The organism is Vibrio sp. B172a, assembly GCF_030248355.1.
Lineage (GTDB): Bacteria > Pseudomonadota > Gammaproteobacteria > Enterobacterales > Vibrionaceae > Vibrio > Vibrio owensii.
Map to the genome: position 1 here is coordinate 145,946 of NZ_JAHGAC010000002.1, position 19,841 is coordinate 165,786.

Below are 19,841 nucleotides of genomic sequence, written 5' to 3' on the forward strand. Positions count from 1 at the left end.
CCCGAGATGCGAATCAGTGACAGTCAATTTAGCCAAATGATGCTGCAAAGCCTGCAAACCAACAACGCAGGTTTGGGGCATGTTCTTCAACAAATGGCCACGGGTGACCGACTAACCAAGCTTTCTGACGATCCTATGGCGTCGATAAAGCTACTGAACCTTGAACGTGAAAACAGCGCGATCGGCCAGTACCAGAGTAATATCGCCAATCTGAAAACCACACTTTCTGCTCAAGAAACCCATTTGGATTCGGTCAACGAGAGCTTGAAGAGTGTGCGTGATTTGGTGCTTTGGGGCGCGAACGGCACATTAACCGATGAAGATCGTAGTGGCATGATCATCGAGCTTAAAAGCTACCGTGATTCGATTGAATCCTCATTCAACGCCCAAGACGAAGAAGGTCATTACTTGTTTTCAGGTACTCAGACGGACACGCCGGCGGTGAGTAATGCAGGCGGTACGTACCAAGTTGATGGCAACAGCGATAAGCGTGTGGTAACCGTCGCGAAAGGCGTGACTATGGATTCCAACATGACGGCAAAAGAGATTCTGGAGCTTGGTGGCGGCGATAATGTTTTGAACCAAATCGACGCTTTGATTGCAGAATTTGAGAACCCGAGTCCGAATTTTCAAGCGGAAGTAGACGCTAGCTTATCGGCCATTGATGATACCTTGGCGAACGTACTGGGAGCGATGACAGAAATTGGTGGTCGCCATAACAACCTTGACCTAATGGACAGCGCGCACGGTGAAAACAAGTTGTTCGTTGATAAGGTGACCAGTGACTTATCTGCATTGGATTACGGTGAGGCGTCAGTACGTTTGAGCAACTACATGGCGGCGTTACAAGCAACGCAAGCTAGCTACGTGAAGATCAACGATCTCAACCTGTTTGATCGTATTTAAGGAAGTTTTGTATGGTGATGAGCACAGTAGAGGTAAGACCCCATAGCATACGCTTAGGTGGGCAAGAACAAGCCTCTATCATGCCAACCCGCTCAGCGGATTCGAGCAGTGCGATTAAGCCGCGTCCTACGCAAGTTCAGGCTGACACCGCGTCAGCCTATTCCGTTTCCGGTATTCAGCTTACTCAAGGTCAGCAACAAGCAACTGCGGTGCAAATCGCCTCTAAGTCGTTGCAAGTGATTGGTAAAGAGCTCACTCAAATCAAGCGAGGTTTGACCCAAGCTGTCAACCAAGGCGTGCAGAATGTTCCCGGTTTGCAAGAAGGGCTAGTACGTTCTAAAGCGTCGATTCAACAAGTGGTTGAACAGGCACGCTTTGACGGACAGAAAGTGATTGATAACGAACTGCACCTCAAACTGGATAAAGCGGATATTCGCCGTTTCTCCATTCCCGGTTTGAACGTGCATCGTTTGAGTGAGAAAGCCGAGCAAATCCGTCTAGACTTTCCGCAAGGCCAGTCGGTGATGATCCAATTTGATGGTCAAGCCGATGGTGCGCGCACTGTGAAAATGCTCGACCGCAGTTTGATTGCGATGGGCATGCGAGCGTCACTGGCAGAAGACGGCACCATTTTGTTTGAAGCGCGCGATACGGCATATCAACAAATGCAGCAAAAGGTGCTAGTGACGGGCGAAGGTCATCGTTTTCCTGCAGGGCAAGCGAATGTTCTGAACCTAAAATCAGAACCGGATGGCATCGCTGAGTTGAGCTTTGATTTAGGCTCTCGTGATGGAATCAAGCAAACCATCGCCAAAGTGAATCAGCACATAAGACAAGTGCAAACTAGCTTAGAAGAAGCCAAAGCGTTTCACGGTGAGTTGAACTCCCAAATGCGCACTGTGCAGAGCCAATCCAAGCAGTTAAGTGCTGCTGATGTGAATGCGAAACTCGATGGCTTTATGGCCACTTCCGGTCAGTTTAGCTCGACATTCCAAGCACTGAATGCGCAAGCGAATGTTCGTCGTCATACTGTTGTGGCGCTGCTGAAATAACTCTTTATTTGAAATAGACCCAGTTGAAATAGCGCTGTAAGAACACTCCAAGATTCCCTTCTCAATTCACTAGTGGTTGCGTAACCCAGAAAAGAGTTGGGAATCACCTTTCATATCTTGAACTCTATTCCACTTGCTCGACAGGCTCTGCGACCGAGCGGTGCAGTTTTTGGAATAACCATCCTAATCCAATCAGTGATGCGCCTAGACCCAAGAAGCTGATCGCACGCCAGAAGCCATCCAATGAGCGGACATCCCACAGGAATACCTTAAGTGCGACGCACGCCAGTACGGCTAAGCCAATGCGTTGAATCGTCATCGCTTTGCGGGTTGCGCCAACCCAAGTCAGTATGCCGCCGACAATCAAACCAGCAATCGAGTAAGTAAACAGCTCTGCCATGCCAGTCGGTTGCGCTAGCGTCATCGAGATAGGTTGCCAGAACTGGCGAATCGACATACCTAGCCAAATGGCTGCCATGATAAGACCAAAGCTGGCGACCACAGGGCGAGGGATCTGCAATGTGTTCCAACGTTTGTAAGTGGTTACTAGCAAAACAATCGCAGGCAACAACCAGCCAAGAGACAGCATGTTGAACACAGGCATGGATTCAGCAGAAACATTATTGACCATCAGCGGCGATTCGAGGCTATTGAGCAACATCATCAGCACAACAAAAGCGCCCCAAAGTAGATAGCTGTATGCTTGATAGACGCGTTCTAGTTGCTGTGCAAACTGGCTGCGATAGCTGTAAACCAACCCCATCACTAATGCTTGGTTAGCAAACACAATCGCCGAAGTGAAATCGACGTAGCCAAGGTAGCCGTATTGTCCCGTCAGCCAGTAGTTGGTTTGGGTGAACACCGCCATCAAGAAAACGTGTAAGAACGCCCCTTCAAACCAATTGGCGAGCTCTGTATTTGAGCGATGTAACACAGTGCGAGCGTAAGCAAGAATCGCCAAAGAAGGCAGGTAACTTATCAGCACCCAAGCCCAGTGTCCCGCATTGACGGGTTGCCACTCTGGAATAAACGGTAACAGCGTCAGACGTACGACTAAGATGCCCATGGCGACTTTGACTGCCCAATTCGCTGGGCGGAATAGATTGGCTTGAGTCTGCAACGCCATAACCGCCACTTGAATCGAAATAGCTGTCGTGAGCCATGTGTCATTCAGCCAAACGAAAGCCGTTCCGGCAATGATGGCATGCATGATGGCGGAGCATTCCAGTGCCAGCGCTTTGAACCTTTGTCCGAGTAAGGCGTAGTAAACCGCAATTGCAGCGGTGAAGAGCGTCCAACCTAAAACATGACTGCTCATGAACTCGTAGGTGTAGAGCAGGGTAATCAAGGTCATCGCAGGGGCAAGTACAAGGAAGAGAATACCCGTTAGTTGAGAGCGGTCACCTGCCAGTGTCTGGAATAATGTTCGCAGTGCAATCAACGTAATACTAATGCCGATCGCGACCAGTACTGGCGTTTGTCCTTCAGCCATGTAGATAGATTCAAGCGCAATAGAAAGCAGCATGATCGCGGTAGAAGGCACCAATATCGATGGTAAATAGACTCTTAATGACCAAGTTTTACGAATGGCGGGTAGCCAAATCATGGCAGTAAAGAAGGTATAGAAGTAAATCATCTCAGCGGTATTAATGCTAGACATGCGAGCTAGTGCCGACAGCACTAATAATGTCAGCGCGAGAGCAATACCTGTCGGTGGATGCGTCCATCTGCCTTGGCAATGACGGTAACGCGGTTTGAGTATCCAACCCATTCTTGGCACCGCAAACAGCAGGTACAAACTCAGAGAAAGGAAGATCGCAAGCCATGAGAAAAGTTGCTCTATCGGCATGCTCTCAATCAGCAACAACATCCACAAAATATGCGGCACGGTAATCGATGGTGAAATCCAAGCGTGTCGGATCTTTTGCATCAGTAGCGTTGCGGCAACTGAAATCGCAGTGATGTAGCCAGCGAGTAAGTAATAGTTAGGCTCTTCACCGCCAATCCAAAGTGGTGCTGAATAACCACCGATTAAGCCAAGCACAGCCATCAAAGGCCCTTGGCGTAGAGAAAGCGCTAAGCTCGAAAATGCCGCGACCGCCAAAATCACCAGCGATGCACCTGGCGATAAGAGCTGATAGAAGACAAACGCAAAGATCACCGTGCAGTAGATGCCAGTTAACCCTGTTCCGGTAATGGCGGCAGGAACGTAAGTAAAGCCTTTCGCTCGTCCTGCTCGGTCTGGGGATTTCTGCTCGCGGAGATGGAACCATTCACCTGCTATCACGGTAGCAAGAGAAATAGAGAATGCGATGGTCACGCGCATGATTGGTGAGAACTCAATGTGACTGCCAATCACTTGTACAAGGTAACCACCACCAATCAACATAGCGAGCGCGCCAACCCAAACCAACCAGTTTTCTTGGATGTTGGTCAGCAGTTTATTGGCTTGTTTCTCAAATACGGATTCACTGCTTTGTGCCAGACCACCGATGTGCACTTCATCGAGTGACGGGAGGCTCGGCTCGACAATTGGTGGTACTTCTTTGGCAGCTAGAGGCGCAGAGGTAGGCTCTGAAACCAATGTTGGCTCTGGACCTGATTTAAACGTCGGAGCAGTAGGTTGTGGGGGCTGCTCCGGCGGCGCTTGGTGTGGTTGAGAAGCGTGTTGCTCGGAGTCTGGAGTCGGCGGTGTGTGTGTCTCAAACCAACGCGCGCGCAGTTCTGCCAGTTCCTTATGAAGCTGAGACACTTCGTCTTCGAGCCTCGATATTCGACCGACTGCTTTCAATGTGATGAGTAAGGCGCAAACCGCCAAGATAACCGCCAATGAGATAAACAACTGCTGCACTCCCTGTCCTTGTTTCAGAATCCTTAACTTTGAGCAACTTAGCTAAGCTTAGTTCACTGTGTGCCAAGCTAACGGGATATACAACACAGACCGATAATTTTGAGAGAGAGTCGCATATTTGAACGAAAACTGGCGGAGCGTTCACTCTAAACTAATCTTTTTTATAGAGTTAATCGGTTTTGGGCGAAAGCTCACCAGAACAATAACAAATTAGGTGATGATAAATGCAAGTGGGCAACGAAGCGCTGGTGCTGTCGGCGGTTGGGGTAATAGGTTTAGGTTGTCAGTGGTTAGCGTGGCGAATGCGCTTACCAGCCATTCTGTTCTTACTGTTGGCGGGGATCATTGTTGGGCCGATCCTGCAATGGCTCAATCCAGACGACATTCTTGGGGATTTACTCTTTCCCTTAGTCTCTCTCGCCGTGGCGGTGATTCTGTTTGAGGGCAGTTTAACCCTTAACTTTAAAGAGATTCGTGGCGTGAGCGGTTCGGTGTGGAGCATTGTTTCTGTTGGCGCGATCATCTCTTGGGTAGCCACCAGTGTGGCGACGCACTATTTCCTTGATTTTACTTGGGAGCTTGCGATTTTGTTCGCCAGTTTAACCGTCGTTACGGGTCCTACGGTGATTGTGCCGTTGCTGAGAACCGTGCGCCCAAGTTCCAAACTCGCCAATATTCTGCGCTGGGAAGGTATCTTGATCGACCCATTAGGCGCGTTGTTTGTGGTGATGGTGTACGAGTTCATCGTCTCGCACAATGCCGTTAACAGCGTCGAAGTGTTCGGCACCATCATTGCGGTGGGCTTGATCCTCGGTGTCGCTTCTGGTGCTGCGGTGTCTACCGTTTTGCGCAGAGCTTGGTTGCCGGAATACCTTCAGCCATTTGCGGTATTGATGGTGGTGCTCGGTGTGTTCTCGATTTCTAACCAAATGGAATCGGAAGCAGGGCTACTGACGGTTACCGTGATGGGCATGTGGTTAGCAAATGCAAAGGGCATCAACATTCAGCAAATCCTGCACTTTAAAGAGCACTTAACCATCTTGTTGATCACCGGTTTGTTCATCTTCCTAGCGGCACGCATCAGTCTTGATGATTTTGCGGCGCTTGGTAGCGGTGCGGTGTTGCTGTTTGTTTTCATGCAGTTGGTGTCGCGTCCACTTTCGATTTTCGCTTCAACCATTCGCAGTAACTTAACCTTCAAGGATAAGCTGTTCCTCTCGTGGGTTGCGCCGCGCGGTATTGTGGCGGCGTCCATCTCATCCCTGTTTGCTATCAAGCTGACGGAATATGGCATTTCAGAAGCCATGCTGTTGGTGCCAATGACCTTTATGGTGATCATCGGCACGGTGGTGCTGCAAAGTGCGACGGCGCGTCCTATGGCTAAAGCATTGGGTGTGGCTGAGCCAGCACCAAGAGGTTTCCTACTGATTGGTGCAAACCGAGTGGCGCAAGAGATAGGTAAAGCGCTGGCGAGATACGATCGTAAAGTTCTGCTCACCGATTCAAACTGGGACTACATTAGTCAAGTTCGCATGCTGGGCCTAGACCATTACTACGGTAACCCGATCTCTAGCCATGCTGATGACAACCTGAATCTGATTGGTATTGGGCAAGTGGTGGCACTGACGCCAGACCAACACTTCAATATCATGGCTTGTATGCAATTTGTCGGCGAGTTTGGCGAAGATAAAGTACATTGCCTACAGAAAACCAAATCTAACGGCAATGAAAAACACTCGGTTGCAGAAGAGTATCACGGCAAATTATTGATGGGCGGCAACGTCAGTTATACCCAAATGGCGAGTTTGCTGAGCCAAGGTGCAGAAATCAAACACACTAAGTTGAGTGAGAGCTTCACCTATCAAGATTACCTTGAGCACCACAAAGACAATTTGGTGATTCCGCTTTTTCATGTTGAAGAGAAAGGCAAAATTCAATTCTGTGATGATCCGGACCAGTTCACACCACCTACAACCAGCACGGTGGTGGCGCTTATTCAATCCGTCGAGACTCAATAGCCTAAATGACATCTAGAACTGCCACTCTTGGCACATCGGAGTGGCAACATTGTTAATTGTTACCCAAGCTTAATAGAGCAGTGAGGTGCAGTGTTTTAAACGCTGCCCCTTAATATGATTCCTTAGTCATAAGGCCAGAGCCCACAAGGCTCGATTCGGTAAATAAATTGTTCAATTTCCGAATTTTCGCATTGACGGCAATGACAAGGATCGCAATACTGCGCGACTGTTTTACTTTAGGGTGACATTATGGCTCCGCAATCTAATCGAAAAGACTTACATCTAGACGCTGTTTTACATCATGACATGAACATGAAAAGCAAAACGGCGGGCTTTGAGTCTGTGGAATTTGAGCATTGCGCATTGCCTGAATGTGACTTTAACGCTATCGATCTTTCGAGCGAGTTTCTTGGTCACTCATTGACGCTGCCGTTTTTGATCAGTTCCATGACGGGTGGCGCAAAAGATGCAGAGATCATCAACTGTCGTTTGGCAGAAGCGGCCAGTGAAATGGGCATTGCGATGGGAGTTGGCTCGCAACGAGTGAGCCTAGAAGACAGCCTACACTCAGGTTTGGGCAAAACCATTCGTGATCTTGCTAAAGGCGTGCCTTTGTATTCCAACTTAGGGGCCGCTCAACTGAGAGACAAGCAACGCCTCGAAAACGCTCAACGTGCAGTCGACTTTATCCAAGCGGACGCTTTATTTGTGCATCTCAACCCTATGCAAGAAGCCTTTCAGCAGAATGGTGACCATGATTGGATTGGCGTGCTCAAATCGATTGAACAGTTAAAACAGCGCGTCGATGTTCCAATGATCATCAAAGAGGTTGGCTTTGGCATCAGTGGCGCGGTAGCCAAACAACTTGTAGAAGCAGGTGTGGATGCGATTGATGTTGCGGGCGCTGGTGGCACGAGTTGGTCTGCGGTTGAAGGTTATTGTCAGACAGATAACAAGATGCAGCGTGCTGCGGAGCTGTTTCGTGACTGGGGCATCCCGACGGGCAAGTGTCTAGAACAAATCCACGCTCAATACCCTAACTTACCTTTAATTGCCTCAGGTGGCGTACATAACGGCTTAGAAGCAGCAAAAGCGATACACCTTGGTGCTAGCCTTGTTGGGCAAGCTGGTGCAGTATTAAAAGCAGCAACAATCAGCACACAGTCTGTTGTCGATCACTTTGAACAAATGGCATTAGAGCTGCGTTTAGCGTGCTTTGGAACTGGCTCTGCGAATCTCCAAGCATTGACCAAAGCTCGTCGTCTTTAGCTTCAATCAGACCTAGAGATCTTCTAGGTCTCGGACAAATTCTAAAGCTTGAACCTACAAAACAGTTTTGGGCTACTCGTCCTGATAGCGATAGCTCTGCAAGGTTTTTACCAGTGCTTGCAAAACCGGGCCCATACCTCGGGTTCGAGAGACCAAGCATCCAACTGTCGTGAGCCAGCCATCAAATTCGTGCGCAACGGGTAGGGCAACTAGCTTACCGCTCTTAATCTCATTGCTGACCACTCTTTCTGGCAATAATCCCCAGCCAACGTTTTGGCACGCTAAGTCGGTCAGCGTCTGGTGCGAATTAGCAAACCATAACTGAGTGCTGATAGCGTAACTGAACCAAAGTTCTTTCCTTTGTGCGCTGCGCAGTACCAGTTGGCGATGGGCTTTGAGCTCCGCATCATGAACCACCGATAGCTGTGCCAATGGGTGAGAAGGCGAAGCCACGGTGAGAAAACGAGTGTGCCCAAGGGTAAAGAAATCCATGTCCATTTTTAGCTCACCATCAGCCAACACGATACCGACTTGCGCTTTACCTTTTCGAATCAACTCTTCTACATCAAATGTCGGTGCGGTAATGATATCGAACTGCGTAATAGGGAATTGGTCCGCCAAGCTAGCAAATTGCGCCAGTAGCGATTGGTTGATAAGAGATTCATCCATCGCAATCACTAGCTCGTGTTCGTAGGCTTGCTCTAAGGACTCGACTTTTTGGTCGAAGAATTTCTGTTGATGCAGAATGGACTGAGCGATAGGCAATAAGGCTTTACCGCTATCTGTGAGTGTCGGTGTGTTTTTCTCTCGATTGAACAACTCTTGGTTAATTGCGATCTCAAGGTTAGCTACAGACTGGCTTACACCTGATTGCGCGCGCTTTAGTTTTCTTGCGGCTGCGGAGAAAGAACCTGTTTCGCACACGGTGACAAAGATTTTGAGTTGTTCAAAGCTGTACATTTCAATACCTAAAGAGAATTTGGATGAGACTCATCCAGAAAGCCTAGTTGTAAGCTATCACTATTCGTGATGGTTGTTAACTTTCCCTTCGTTATCACGCTGTCATAATCGCCGCCACTTAACTTGTTCCATGCAAAGTTGTGAGGTTTTTATGGGAGCGTTAGAGCGTGTGTTTCACGCCGTATTATTTGAAGTATTGGCAATCAGCTTATCCATTATTGGTTTGGCATTGTTTACGGATCATGAAGTCAGTGCATTATCAGGAACCATGATAGTCGTTGCTACCATCGCGATGATTTGGAATTTCATCTTCAATTGGATATTTGATCGCTTTGCGACAGGAGCAAAAGAGAAACGCACAATCCGACTTCGAATCGTACACGTGGTGTTGTTTGAAGCGGGTTTGTTGTTTGCCACCATTCCGGCGATGGCGTGGATGCTAGAAGTCAGCATGTGGGAAGCGTTTATCATGGACGTGGGCGTGACGATTTTCATTACCCTGTATGCGTTTGTCTTCAATTACATCTATGATCATGTTCGAGCGTTTATGATGAAACGTCGAATGGCAACTTCGGTGCAGTTAGGCTGATTTAAAGGAATTTCGTCTCTTTTACGGAGCGTGAGTCGATAAATTGTCGTTGGCTTAACACGAGCGCTGATATTTTGGGTATAGTTCATTCATCAATTGAAAGTGGAACCTAAATTTATGAAAAAACTGGTAATGCTACTGCTAGCGGCAACAGCGCTAACGGCATGTTCTGACGAAGTGGGTACAGAAGCTTGGTGTAAAGACATGCGCGAAAAGCCAAAGACAGAATGGACAACAGACAACGCGGTTGATTTCGCGAAGCATTGTGTTCTGCAAGATGGCATCGGTAGCGAGCAGTGGTGTAAGAACCTAAAAGACAAGCCGAAAGGTGAGTGGACGGCAAACGAAGCGACAGACTTTGCTAAGCACTGTGTGTTCTAAATTGACCGAACAAAAATGAGAAAGCCGAGCACTATGCTCGGCTTTCTTGTATCTGAAGGTCATCAACACCGACACCAACATCGATATCTACGTCGGTGACCTTTTGTAGAGTGGGTTCAACGGCATTCTTATGGGTTCTCTTGGTGACGTTCTTTTGTAGCAAGAGGTTATTTGGGTAAGTCGAAAAGTCGCCGTCTTCATGTTTTATCAAGGTGTGAAACAAACGAATGTCTATGATCATCCCTTCAATTCCTGCGCCATCATCAATACGAATGTTATCGCCTACACGGTAAGGGAAAACGAAGAAGATAAGAAAGCTAGCGGTGATGTTGCTCAGAATTGACCACTGAGCAATAAAGCTCACACCTAGAACGGTAAACACAGAAGAAAGGAAGATCGAAAAATTCCCGTAGCCAATACCACTCACGAGCAAAAACGTAGCAAATAAGAAGACGAATAACAAAATGTTCACCGTTCTGGTAATGAATAAAATTCTTGGTGGTTTGACTTTTTTATTCCGCGCTAACGTAGTGAGTGCTTTCGTCGCGATCTTACTGAAGATTTGATAAGCCAAAATGAAAATCAGACCGAGTAGTATGTCGTAGTCACTCAGGATTTGTAGAAATTGTTCAATCGATGACAGCATTACGTTCTCCTCTTTATAGGGCGAGTGTACGGTCAACCCTCGTAAAAAGCGTCAAGTCTCTCTCAGCAAAAAATCATATCTCTCTCATGTCATTTTATAAGCCAAAGAAACCGTTTCTTTTGGTACGAATTTTTCACCTTTGGTGGTTTTGAGTTTATTTAAATCTATGAAATTAAGTTTTTATTTGTTTTATATTTTCTTTATCTTTTTCTAAGTGCTTTGTGATGTGGTTATGAAACTGGTGAATACAATAGCCTTCCTCTGATTAACCACAACCTTGGAGAAAGTGATGACACTTATCGCGATCAAATTGCTTTACGTGTTCTACAAAGCAATGAAAAGACGCTACTCATAATCGCGTCATTAGGGAACAACTCACCCAAAGCACCTAAGAACGGAATACAGACTTCCCCATGTTAGAGAGGGGATTTGAGCGCAAGGTAGTGCCTGCTTAGGAGAGAGTGGATATTGAATAACTATTCTTTCGTACTTTGCACAGAGAACTTAAATAATGAATCTCGACTACTTTATCGCCTTCGGCACGTTACTCATGTTAGAACTCATTCTGGGTGTCGATAACATCGTCTTTATTACCATCATGACTGAGCGTCTTCCTGCTCATTTGCGTCAACGCGTACGTAATCTCGGTATCGGTTTAGCAGTGTTAAACCGCATTGCACTGGTATTTTCGGTATCTTGGTTGCTGTCTTGGAAAGAACCGTTTGTCGAATACCAAGGGGTATCACTCTCTTGTAATGATCTTATCTTTATTGTTGGTGGTGCGTTCTTGTTGTTTAAAGGCATCAAAGAGCTTTGGGCGTGGGTCGTGCCTATTGAAACGCCACCGCATCAATTTTTTGCTGGGCAAGTTGGCACGGTCATATTGCAGATTATTGCGGTGGACGCGGTGTTTTCTCTCGATTCATTGATTATCGCGGCGAGCCTAACGCAGGACATCACCATTCTTGCTGGTGTGATCATCTCTTCAAGCGTGATTCTGATGTTGATGGCGAATAAAGTTCAGGCTGTGATTACTCGCCATCCTGGATTGAAAGTGCTTGCGCTGCTATTCCTGATTGTATTAGGTGCGCTGCTGATTGTTGAAGGGTTAGGGCTGAATATCGATAAGCACTACGTTTACAGTGCGCTTGCGTTTGGTTTGCTGCTTGAGCTATGCCATATCTTGATCAGTCGACAACCTTCTTCTCGACGTGTGGCAGGACAATATTTTTAAACTTTAATGCGAAGCTAACCACTATGGGTTAGCTTCGTTTTTTACGCTTTGCAATTCTTTAATCATGGTGTCCAAGTTGCTGTCAAAGAACAATGGACCCGCAAGTTTCAGTGCAATTGGCGACGACGTGTTTTGTGTCGCTTGCAAATACAGTTCTTTTGCCCCACTTGTATGACCGCGAGCTTCTTCCGCTTTCGCTAGTAATAGATAAGTTAAGGACGTTTGCTGATTGTACGGAATCGACAACAGTATTTGCGATGCCTTATCTGGGTTATCTTCCGACAGCGCCAAGATTGCGTTGGCTTCACACACTCTTGGGTTATTCCCTCGCTTCAACACCTCGGACAAAGAAGAAGAGTACTCTTTGTTAAGTGTGTCAATTACTTGCTTCTTATTCGCCTCATCTTTTGCAAATACTCTCATGACTTCACCAATGTAGCTTACCGAAATGGTGTAGGCATTATCTGGTGCGAGGGCTTTTGCTTGACGAAAATATTCCATCGCATTTTCATAGCCAGCGTTGTTATACAAAGCGCCCGTCCCAGACATCAACGCTTTCACTGCTTCTGGATCTTTAGGGAAGATCGACACATTGTGTTCCAACTCTTCTTCCGGGACCTCAATGTACATCGCGCGTAGCATGTCATCGATCATGGATGGGAAAGTTTGATGAAAACGTTCAAAGTTGGTCGAGTAACGACGATTTAAATGAGTCTGCCCCGATACGCGATTGTGATACTGGAACAACAAACGCAACTTTTTGCCATCGCTGCTCTTGCTGGTGGAGATGTTGAACTCTATGGCGGCGAGTTTTCTGTGTTCTTTAGATTTGACCACACGAATATTGCTGTAAAACCCAATGTGTTCCATGAACTTAATGACGATACCGTACAGTTCTGGTTGTGCTTTCACATCCTCACTGACATTCAATACTGCATAACGAAATTCGTAATGGCTTAAGTGCCCGGTGTGAGAATCAGGGTTCGGTTTTGAGTCGTTTGCGCTAAACAGTAAAAATGCCGCCTGAATAAGAACAATCAAAGAAAGTGCACCAATTAAGATGGGTTGTTTGCTCTTTTTAGGGTGGGGTTCAACGGCCTCTACCGCAGGTTTCGAGGCTTCAGTTGGCGACTCTTCCTCTTCAATTACCTGATCTTCAGGCTTCTGTATCGCGATTTTTTCCAGTTTTACTTCGCCATCAAATCGATACCCACGCTTTGGTACGGTGACGATGTAGCTGCATTCCTGTTGGCTGTGCTTTTTCAGTACTTTTCTGAGTTCAAATACCGCTTGGGTGACCACTTGATCGGTCAATACACTGCCGCCCCACACTTGCTCGATAAGTTCATCACGCGTGTGAGTCAGTCCTGGGTTCAGACACAAGAACTCAAGCAACTTTGAGAGACGGTTATCAATCGTAATGCATGAGTCAGCAAACTGTATTTGCCCCTCATTGGGCACAAAACGCCACTCATCTACGATAAAACTGATGTTTTTGTCTGGCATTCACGCTCGCTCTTCTATTTTTTATTCATCTCATTGAGTAAATGTAGTCTCAATTGAATGATTTTGCTGACAATTTAAAGCGCGAGTAACGTGATTTTCTACACATTTCGTTATCGGAACGCCGATTTCCGCTCCCTACCTCTAATGCTTTCCATTTTACCTAGGTAATCAACACTGAATGGAAGAAAAGTTCCAATTAAATTGGTTGTTTTACCTTCTGCTTTGATGTTTAAGTTTATGTATTTATTGGTTTTATATTTTGTTTATATGCCAGTGATGAAGTTTTATTAACTGCTGAGTTTTACGTTATGTCACAGCGGCGAAAACACAGGATGATGCATCCCATACCGCAAGTGAGGGGCGAGCTTCTTAAAAGAGAAAAGGCGCAACGTTCCCTGAAGTCACTTGCAATAAGGAAATAAATAATCGATGCATGAGCATCACGTACTGAAGGATTAGGGAATGTTAGTCAACCTTTTATATTGAGAGTTATTAAGAAATGAAACTGAACAAATTTATTCTTCCAATCGCTGCTATCTTCTTTGCTACACAAGCTGCTGCTAACCCATACATTGGTGCTAGCTACCTATATTCTGAATACCAAGTAAAGAACGAGAACACAGACTTTAGTGATCAAAACAGTGGTTACAACCTTTACATCGGTTACCAGTTTAATGACCTACTATCGATTGAAGGTGGATATGCAGATTTCATCGATACGCACAAAGACTTCGAGCACATCTACTCTGATGCTTGGCTAGCAAGTGCGAAACTAACACTACCAATCACTATTTTCGACGTTTACGGTCGTGTCGGTATGGGTCACTTCCAAACTAACCTTGGTGACACGAACGACATCTACTACGGCGTAGGTGCAGGTGTGACATTGGGCCCAGCTCGCGTTGCACTTGAGTACACCATGTACGAAGCAAAAGTTGTTGAGAACAGCTACGCGCTAAGTGCAGAATTCCGCTTCTAAAAAAAAGCAACGACTTGTCCTAGTTGTTTTCCACTGCGCTTATGGAAGAGTGCGGTGGTTTTCTTCGTTCCATTTTTGCAAACCTGACTTACTTGTCTTTATTTCGTCGTGTTGGACTGGCATGGTGATTCGGTAACTGACATTCCAATAAAGAGAAGGACTTAACAATGGAAGTACTCAAAGGCTCATGTCTGTGTGGCAAGGTGAAACTCGAAGTCGCGGATGAATTCAAATACATGGGCAATTGTCATTGCTCTGAATGCCGCAAATTTACGGGATCCGATTATTCCTCTGCAGGTGGCGTTGCACTGGATAAACTGATTGTGATTGAGGGCGCGGAACACATTCAAACCTATCAGAAGAGCGCCAATACCGAACTCTCATTCTGCCGTCACTGCGGCTCTAGCCTTTATTCGAAAAAGAACAACGGTATCGTCAATGTGCGCTTGGGTATTCTTGATGATGTGCCTTCCCATAAGCCAAGCTTCCATATTTTTGTCGCATCCAAAGCGCCTTGGAATGACATTACTGATGACCTCAAGCAATTCGAAGCCGAACCCAAGCTATAAGCCGGTTTGAGACTGAGCATCGTACCAAATCAGAAAGCATTTAAAGTTGTGAGATAGAGCCACTCAAATGAGTGGCTTTTTGCTTTTGAGTGGCAGTAATATCCGACACTATACGGATACGGTTAAATAACATCGAGAGATTTTGGGAGAACATCAGTGAGCGAAGAATACAACCAAGCCATCTCTAAGCATTACGCGGCTTATCGTCCGCCGCTGCATCAAGTCATCCTACAAGCCAATTTAGGTGCGTTACCCCAGTTCCAGTTGGGATTAGATATTGGCTGCGGTACGGGCGTATCAACACTGGCATTGGCTAGATACTGTCAGCAACTGCATGGTGTGGATCCGAGCACGTCAATGATTGAGCAAACCAAACCATCAGCAGGAATTGAGTATCATGTCGGCGATGGTGAGCATGTGCCATTACCAGACAACAGTGTGGATGTCGTGACGTTTGCAGGCTCACTTTCTTACGCAAAGTCTGCGGCTTTGGTGACTGAACTTCAACGCGTTTGCCAATCTGCAGCGCACGTTGTGGTGTACGATTTTGAAGTGTTGCTCGAAAAGCCCCTCAAGCTATTAGGCATAGAGATGGAACTGACGGAGTCCAACTATGACCATGCTATCAACTTCAGTGATTGTGACGCTTTTAAAGCGATGAAGGTTTACAAAGAGACCGTAGAGTTAGAAGTCAGCGCTGAAGAGCTGGCGCATGTGCTGTTTTCTTCTTCAAAGCGTTACAACAAGTTGGTTGAGGCATTCGCAGGAGACGACCCATTCGCAAACGCGGTTGAGGCTTTGAAGCAGCTTAGCCAAAAACACGTCATTCAAGCCGATACCTATTTCGCGATGTACCAGATAAATGCGTGAAGCTCACGCCAATTAATGACTCACCAAGGCCGCTATCACAGTGGCCTTTTTGTTCCGTGAAACTGTGAAATACGCTCCGTTTTCCTTTTGTATGTGAATTTGCGGTCAGATTTTGAGTAACTGTTTCATCTGTAAGTAAATCCAAAGGAAAGTGCGGTCAAACTCTAATTTTGGAGGCAGGGGCTTGTGATAGGCTCACTTCAATTATGGGGCAGAATCACCATCAAATTAGCAAGCCTTTCTATTTGAGCACCGGGATGCTGCCTATTTCCAGATCTGCACTGTTACCTTAGGACCCCATTATGGCGAAAGCACTAAAAATCGAATCTGGTCGTTACCTGAATATGGACCAAGTAGTTACGTTCGAACTCAGCCATGATTCCATCAAAATTACGTCGACGGTCGAGTCTTTTGCTCATGTTTATATCGGCATTGATGGTAAAACAGAATACGCCGATTGCTTTGTCTCGGTACAAGACTTTCACCGAATTAAGCGTGAACTGTGTGACTACATGGGCATCGACGAGCCAACGCTATTAATTGACTGATCACTCAAAAATGACAACAAAATTACAAGTACAGTATGCGGTGTTGCAACTTGTAGTCTAACTTTTAACAACCACTGGCTAGGGTGAGCAATAACACGGCGGCGAAGATCGTCCGTTCACCAAATACAATAAGGGACGTTATGTCTGATAAATACATCTCAATGATCCAAGACTTTTTTCATGTGTTCGAAGCACTGAACCAATACGTCTTGGATTCCTACGGTGAATTGGCAGCGTGGGAAACTCAATTGGTGAGGCTTGATATTGACCAAGGTGATAAAGAAAAGTCGTATGACGTCGCGCAAGTCGCGAGCATGCTTAACTTTTCGGAAGACGCAGTAAAATCATTCTTAGTGGTATACAGCTTCTTAAGTAATAACCTTTACGATCTCATTGGTAATCGTGAGTACGAAGATTGGGGTACGGACGGCAACAGCCTGCAAGTCGAGTATTCTGATCTGACGATCGAATCATTTGATGCAGACCAAATTGCTCCGCTGATGGAACGCCGCGTCTACTTCGAATGGACGTTTGATGCATTACAACGTACCTACGATGAAATGATGGCAATCAGCCACGGAAGAATTGCCTGACAGGTTTAATGTTTACTTAAACACCTGAGTAAACGTTAAAGCAAATACAAAAGCCGCTCATTCGTAGCGGCTTTGTTTTTGGGGCTTTCAAACGTTTCTGTTTCCTCTTCTTACAACTCTTGAATTAAAATCTATCGGCTAATCACGTATTGTGATGATGAGCGATTTACTTGTTAGAAGAACAAATATGAAAAAGACAATCTCAACAATGGTTTTAGCAATGGCACTTGTCGGCTGTGATGACGCAAGCAAAGCCATTGACCAAGCGCAAGAAGCCGCAAACAAAGCGATTGATACGGTTCAAGAGCAGATGGATTCAGTAGAAGAGGCGTTTAACCTAGACCAATTTGGTGATGCTGCGGAATCTGCAGAAGAACTTGCGGTATCGGTTGAAGAAGCAATGAATGTGGATTTCAGTGACCCTGAAGCGCTTATTGAAGCGAAAGAACACATTGCCAATGCGTACGCTTGTTTGGTGGAAGCGTCTTCTGAATCGACAGTGGATAAGGTGATGGACAAAGTGATGTCATCTATCGGCAGCGAAGAAACCAAATCTCTAATTGAAGAAGGCATCGAGAAAGCACAAGCAGCAAAAGAGTGCGTGATGTAATCGCTCTCAGCGAATCAAACCGATGAAAAAGGGGATAGTGATATCCCCTTTGTTGTTTCTATCTGTCGTTGTTTTTGCGTGTCGTTGTTTCTACGCTGCGCCAGCTCTACTCGCTTTTCAGCTCTTGCTGGAAGTAATCCATACAAAGCTGCTGAGCTTCCGGTTTAATACTGACTTGCTCGTTCTCTCGCAGCGATAAATACAGTTCTACGATCTTTTCAAATGCAGGAATCAGCGCTTCTCGCTCCGGCATGGCGACGGTTTGTTTTAGCTCTGCCGCAAACGCAGGCATGCGTGATTCAATCTTTCTCACGCCAGAGGGAGTCAATCCTTGTTGTTTCAGGGCTAATGGCGATATCGCAACAGAGCGCAGGAATGACAAGAATTCCGCGGCCTCAAAGTATTCCCCACGAGCAATCTTGGTTGCGCCGTAATGAACCCAAATCCAAAAACGGTCTTCAATCCACTGTGGATCTGGTTGTGGGTAGTGAGGCTTTGCAGTCTCGGAGACTTGCGATAGCTGCCCGTCGCGTTCCCAAAGCACTTTGGTGTCATCAACACGAGTCGCAGCATCGGGCAAAGAGACAAATTTGAAATCGACATGAATCGCATCTGGCGCATAGATTGCGATCACCAATCTTGGCTCTCCCACGTGTTCACCAGTGAAAGCCGCGACTTGACCTTCTACTTGGTCGATAAGCGCAAAGCGCTCTGCCATTACCGAATCAAAATCTTCAGGATTGATGGCGATAACCAAATCCAAATCACTGTATTTGTCCATGGAGTCAGAGGCGTAAGAGCCACTTGCACCAATGCCAAGAATGCGTGGGTCCGCAGTAAATACCGCAAGAATTTTACTTAGAAGCTGTTCATGAGTTTGAGGAAGCGTGCTTGAGAATTTCATATTTTACCTATTAATCATGGTTGATATTAGAACCATCAGTAGGATGGTTAGTGCGGTAAAATTAGCGCAGCATTACAATATGGCGTGAAGCATCTTAAGAAGCAACAAAAACCGCTCAAAATTGAACGGTTTTTGATATGGGCTGTGAATTATTTGAGCGAGTTATGGTGCATAAACTGCTCGTCGATGCCTTTTAGTTTCATTTCATCCATGATGAAGTTCACTGTGTTCAACAAACGCTGTTCGCCTTTCGGGATAAGGTAACCAAACTGACCTTTGGTGAACGGGTCTTCACAGCGAGCTGCTTCCAAACGCTCGTCCGTGACTTGATAGAACAGGCCTTCTGGCGTTTCGGTTACCATCACGTCGACTTTACCTGTTGCGACAGCTTTCGGTACGTCTAAGTTATTTTCGAAACGAGTAAAGCTGGCCTTTTGTAAATTAGCATCGGCGAAGGCTTCGTTTGTACCGCCAATATTCACGCCCACACGCACTGAAGCCTGATTTACTTTGTCTATTGTGTTGTATTGCTCGGCTTTCCCTTTAGCGACCAAGAAGCACTTACCAAACGTCATGTAACCTTGGGTTTGTTCTGCATTCAGTTGGCGTTGCATTTTGCGGGTAATACCGCCCATGGCGATGTCGTACTTATCTTGGTTGAGGTCAGTCAGAAGATCTTTCCAACTTGTGCGAACGATTTCTAACTCTACGCCGAGCTGTTTCGCGACGTGCTTCGCGACATCAATATCGTAACCAGAGTAGGTCTTGCCATCATAGTAAGAAAACGGTTTGTAATCGCCCGTGGTTCCGACACGTAATGTGCCTGATTTTTGGATATCTTCCAGCTTATCGGCTTGGGCGACACCGGAAAGCGCCATTGCTACGGAAGCAAGTAAAAGTGTTGTTTTTTTCATTGTCGTTGTTTGATGTGTTGTGTTTGTTTGAACACTCAAAGTAACAGGAAGTATCAGAAAAAGAGATCAAACCAATAAGAAAAAACACGATATTGAAGAAAAAAATAGCGACATTGAATGTGATTGCATTTGCTAATTTATACGTATGAAAAGCAAACTTTTTCTTATGAATGGCAGAGCGTTATGAATCGAGTTCACCCTAAAAAGTTACTTCGCAGCAAATGGACTGCGACAGAGCCGGTAAACAAAGAGAAGCACTTCATCATTTCAGAAATGGAGTTTGATGAAGAAGGCAATGTCGTGAGATGCGTGATTGAAGCGGTTATGACCAAGCGAGAGCGCGAGCTAGATTGGCATGATTTGAAAGACACACAACAATGGCGACAAGGATGGAAATAACCATGGTGTGATGACCAAAAACGAGATGGAGTTAGAAAAGTCA

Annotated in this window: 20 protein-coding genes; 14 read left to right on the plus strand and 6 right to left on the minus strand. The window is 46.1% G+C overall.

The features are described from left to right. Positions 1–6: 6 nt before the first annotated feature. Positions 7–906, plus strand: coding sequence for a flagellar hook-associated protein FlgL (gene flgL / locus KIT90_RS02965; RefSeq protein WP_020195736.1), 900 nt, complete (start codon positions 7–9; stop codon positions 904–906). A gap of 11 nt (positions 907–917) precedes the next feature. Continuing rightward, entirely contained in the window at positions 918–1,958 is a 1,041-nt protein-coding gene (locus KIT90_RS02970) for a flagellin (RefSeq protein WP_038895884.1), read from the plus strand. A 124-nt stretch (positions 1,959–2,082) separates the two neighbouring features. On the opposite strand, the gene KIT90_RS02975 is transcribed toward KIT90_RS02970, so the two are convergent. Next, on the minus strand, positions 2,083–4,809 hold the full coding sequence (locus tag KIT90_RS02975) for a DUF2339 domain-containing protein (protein WP_285375133.1): 2,727 nt from the start codon (positions 4,807–4,809) through the stop codon (positions 2,083–2,085). 224 nt (positions 4,810–5,033) lie between these two features. On the opposite strand from KIT90_RS02975, the gene KIT90_RS02980 reads away from it, so the two are divergent. Both KIT90_RS02980 and fni read left to right on the plus strand, forming a co-directional pair. Continuing rightward, complete coding sequence (locus tag KIT90_RS02980) at positions 5,034–6,827, plus strand: sodium:proton antiporter (protein WP_009705027.1); 1,794 nt, start codon at positions 5,034–5,036, stop codon at positions 6,825–6,827. A gap of 249 nt (positions 6,828–7,076) precedes the next feature. Then, complete coding sequence (gene fni / locus KIT90_RS02985; protein ID WP_285375137.1) at positions 7,077–8,096, plus strand: type 2 isopentenyl-diphosphate Delta-isomerase; 1,020 nt, start codon at positions 7,077–7,079, stop codon at positions 8,094–8,096. A gap of 72 nt (positions 8,097–8,168) precedes the next feature. Here fni and KIT90_RS02990 read toward each other — a convergent pair whose 3' ends face one another. After that, positions 8,169–9,056 (minus strand): LysR family transcriptional regulator, encoded by an 888-nt coding sequence (locus tag KIT90_RS02990; protein WP_285375140.1) that lies wholly within the window; start codon positions 9,054–9,056, stop codon positions 8,169–8,171. A 151-nt stretch (positions 9,057–9,207) separates the two neighbouring features. On the opposite strand from KIT90_RS02990, the gene KIT90_RS02995 reads away from it, so the two are divergent. Further along, complete coding sequence (locus KIT90_RS02995) at positions 9,208–9,645, plus strand: PACE efflux transporter (protein ID WP_005435929.1); 438 nt, start codon at positions 9,208–9,210, stop codon at positions 9,643–9,645. Positions 9,646–9,762: 117 nt separating this feature from the next. Beyond that, positions 9,763–10,026 carry a DUF3012 domain-containing protein gene (locus KIT90_RS03000; RefSeq protein ID WP_005435930.1) on the plus strand — a complete coding sequence of 88 codons (264 nt, stop codon included), beginning with the start codon at positions 9,763–9,765 and terminating at the stop codon, positions 10,024–10,026. Positions 10,027–10,057: 31 nt separating this feature from the next. Here KIT90_RS03000 and KIT90_RS03005 read toward each other — a convergent pair whose 3' ends face one another. After that, entirely contained in the window at positions 10,058–10,672 is a 615-nt protein-coding gene (locus KIT90_RS03005; RefSeq protein ID WP_009705023.1) for a mechanosensitive ion channel family protein, read from the minus strand. 511 nt (positions 10,673–11,183) lie between these two features. Here KIT90_RS03005 and KIT90_RS03010 point away from each other — a divergent pair. Next, the gene (locus tag KIT90_RS03010; RefSeq protein WP_009705022.1) at positions 11,184–11,906 is read left to right on the plus strand and encodes a TerC family protein; all 723 of its coding nucleotides are present in this window, start codon (positions 11,184–11,186) and stop codon (positions 11,904–11,906) included. Between the two features lie 21 nt (positions 11,907–11,927). Here KIT90_RS03010 and KIT90_RS03015 read toward each other — a convergent pair whose 3' ends face one another. Then, positions 11,928–13,412, minus strand: a complete 1,485-nt coding sequence (locus KIT90_RS03015; protein ID WP_264407192.1) for a winged helix-turn-helix domain-containing protein — start codon at positions 13,410–13,412, stop codon at positions 11,928–11,930. Between the two features lie 499 nt (positions 13,413–13,911). On the opposite strand from KIT90_RS03015, the gene KIT90_RS03020 reads away from it, so the two are divergent. The 6 genes from KIT90_RS03020 to KIT90_RS03045 all read left to right on the plus strand — a co-directional run bounded on the left by KIT90_RS03020 (position 13,912) and on the right by KIT90_RS03045 (position 17,581). Continuing rightward, positions 13,912–14,391: a porin gene (locus tag KIT90_RS03020; protein ID WP_009705020.1), complete on the plus strand. Its 480-nt coding sequence runs from the start codon at positions 13,912–13,914 to the stop codon at positions 14,389–14,391. A gap of 167 nt (positions 14,392–14,558) precedes the next feature. Next, positions 14,559–14,960 (plus strand): GFA family protein, encoded by a 402-nt coding sequence (locus KIT90_RS03025; protein WP_005435931.1) that lies wholly within the window; start codon positions 14,559–14,561, stop codon positions 14,958–14,960. 156 nt (positions 14,961–15,116) lie between these two features. Further along, positions 15,117–15,830: a class I SAM-dependent methyltransferase gene (locus KIT90_RS03030; protein ID WP_285375149.1), complete on the plus strand. Its 714-nt coding sequence runs from the start codon at positions 15,117–15,119 to the stop codon at positions 15,828–15,830. 302 nt (positions 15,831–16,132) lie between these two features. Then, positions 16,133–16,378 (plus strand): hypothetical protein, encoded by a 246-nt coding sequence (locus tag KIT90_RS03035; protein ID WP_005435933.1) that lies wholly within the window; start codon positions 16,133–16,135, stop codon positions 16,376–16,378. A gap of 140 nt (positions 16,379–16,518) precedes the next feature. Beyond that, positions 16,519–16,971 carry a hypothetical protein gene (locus tag KIT90_RS03040; protein WP_009705016.1) on the plus strand — a complete coding sequence of 151 codons (453 nt, stop codon included), beginning with the start codon at positions 16,519–16,521 and terminating at the stop codon, positions 16,969–16,971. 187 nt (positions 16,972–17,158) lie between these two features. Further along, complete coding sequence (locus KIT90_RS03045; RefSeq protein WP_285375153.1) at positions 17,159–17,581, plus strand: hypothetical protein; 423 nt, start codon at positions 17,159–17,161, stop codon at positions 17,579–17,581. Between the two features lie 106 nt (positions 17,582–17,687). Here the strand turns inward: KIT90_RS03045 and KIT90_RS03050 are convergent, their stop codons facing one another. Further along, positions 17,688–18,485, minus strand: a complete 798-nt coding sequence (locus KIT90_RS03050) for an aminoglycoside 6-adenylyltransferase (protein ID WP_285375155.1) — start codon at positions 18,483–18,485, stop codon at positions 17,688–17,690. A gap of 149 nt (positions 18,486–18,634) precedes the next feature. Beyond that, positions 18,635–19,399 (minus strand): transporter substrate-binding domain-containing protein, encoded by a 765-nt coding sequence (locus KIT90_RS03055; RefSeq protein ID WP_009705012.1) that lies wholly within the window; start codon positions 19,397–19,399, stop codon positions 18,635–18,637. A 183-nt stretch (positions 19,400–19,582) separates the two neighbouring features. Between KIT90_RS03055 and KIT90_RS03060 the strand changes: the two genes are divergently transcribed. Further along, positions 19,583–19,798 carry a TIGR02450 family Trp-rich protein gene (locus KIT90_RS03060; RefSeq protein WP_005435943.1) on the plus strand — a complete coding sequence of 72 codons (216 nt, stop codon included), beginning with the start codon at positions 19,583–19,585 and terminating at the stop codon, positions 19,796–19,798. Positions 19,799–19,841: the final 43 nt, after the last annotated feature.

Coding starts and splice junctions, on each gene's coding strand:
- KIT90_RS03020 (WP_009705020.1), top strand. CDS start 13,912: ATGAAACTGAACAAATTTATTCTTCCAATCGCTGCTATCTTCTTTGCT.
- flgL (WP_020195736.1), top strand. CDS start 7: ATGCGAATCAGTGACAGTCAATTTAGCCAAATGATGCTGCAAAGCCTG.
- KIT90_RS03010 (WP_009705022.1), top strand. CDS start 11,184: ATGAATCTCGACTACTTTATCGCCTTCGGCACGTTACTCATGTTAGAA.
- KIT90_RS02995 (WP_005435929.1), top strand. CDS start 9,208: ATGGGAGCGTTAGAGCGTGTGTTTCACGCCGTATTATTTGAAGTATTG.
- KIT90_RS02980 (WP_009705027.1), top strand. CDS start 5,034: ATGCAAGTGGGCAACGAAGCGCTGGTGCTGTCGGCGGTTGGGGTAATA.
- KIT90_RS03000 (WP_005435930.1), top strand. CDS start 9,763: ATGAAAAAACTGGTAATGCTACTGCTAGCGGCAACAGCGCTAACGGCA.
- KIT90_RS03035 (WP_005435933.1), top strand. CDS start 16,133: ATGGCGAAAGCACTAAAAATCGAATCTGGTCGTTACCTGAATATGGAC.
- KIT90_RS03050 (WP_285375155.1), bottom strand. CDS start 18,485: ATGAAATTCTCAAGCACGCTTCCTCAAACTCATGAACAGCTTCTAAGT.
- KIT90_RS03060 (WP_005435943.1), top strand. CDS start 19,583: ATGAATCGAGTTCACCCTAAAAAGTTACTTCGCAGCAAATGGACTGCG.
- KIT90_RS03045 (WP_285375153.1), top strand. CDS start 17,159: ATGAAAAAGACAATCTCAACAATGGTTTTAGCAATGGCACTTGTCGGC.
- KIT90_RS03055 (WP_009705012.1), bottom strand. CDS start 19,399: ATGAAAAAAACAACACTTTTACTTGCTTCCGTAGCAATGGCGCTTTCC.
- KIT90_RS02990 (WP_285375140.1), bottom strand. CDS start 9,056: ATGTACAGCTTTGAACAACTCAAAATCTTTGTCACCGTGTGCGAAACA.
- fni (WP_285375137.1), top strand. CDS start 7,077: ATGGCTCCGCAATCTAATCGAAAAGACTTACATCTAGACGCTGTTTTA.
- KIT90_RS02970 (WP_038895884.1), top strand. CDS start 918: ATGGTGATGAGCACAGTAGAGGTAAGACCCCATAGCATACGCTTAGGT.
- KIT90_RS03005 (WP_009705023.1), bottom strand. CDS start 10,672: ATGCTGTCATCGATTGAACAATTTCTACAAATCCTGAGTGACTACGAC.
- KIT90_RS03015 (WP_264407192.1), bottom strand. CDS start 13,412: ATGCCAGACAAAAACATCAGTTTTATCGTAGATGAGTGGCGTTTTGTG.
- KIT90_RS03025 (WP_005435931.1), top strand. CDS start 14,559: ATGGAAGTACTCAAAGGCTCATGTCTGTGTGGCAAGGTGAAACTCGAA.
- KIT90_RS03040 (WP_009705016.1), top strand. CDS start 16,519: ATGTCTGATAAATACATCTCAATGATCCAAGACTTTTTTCATGTGTTC.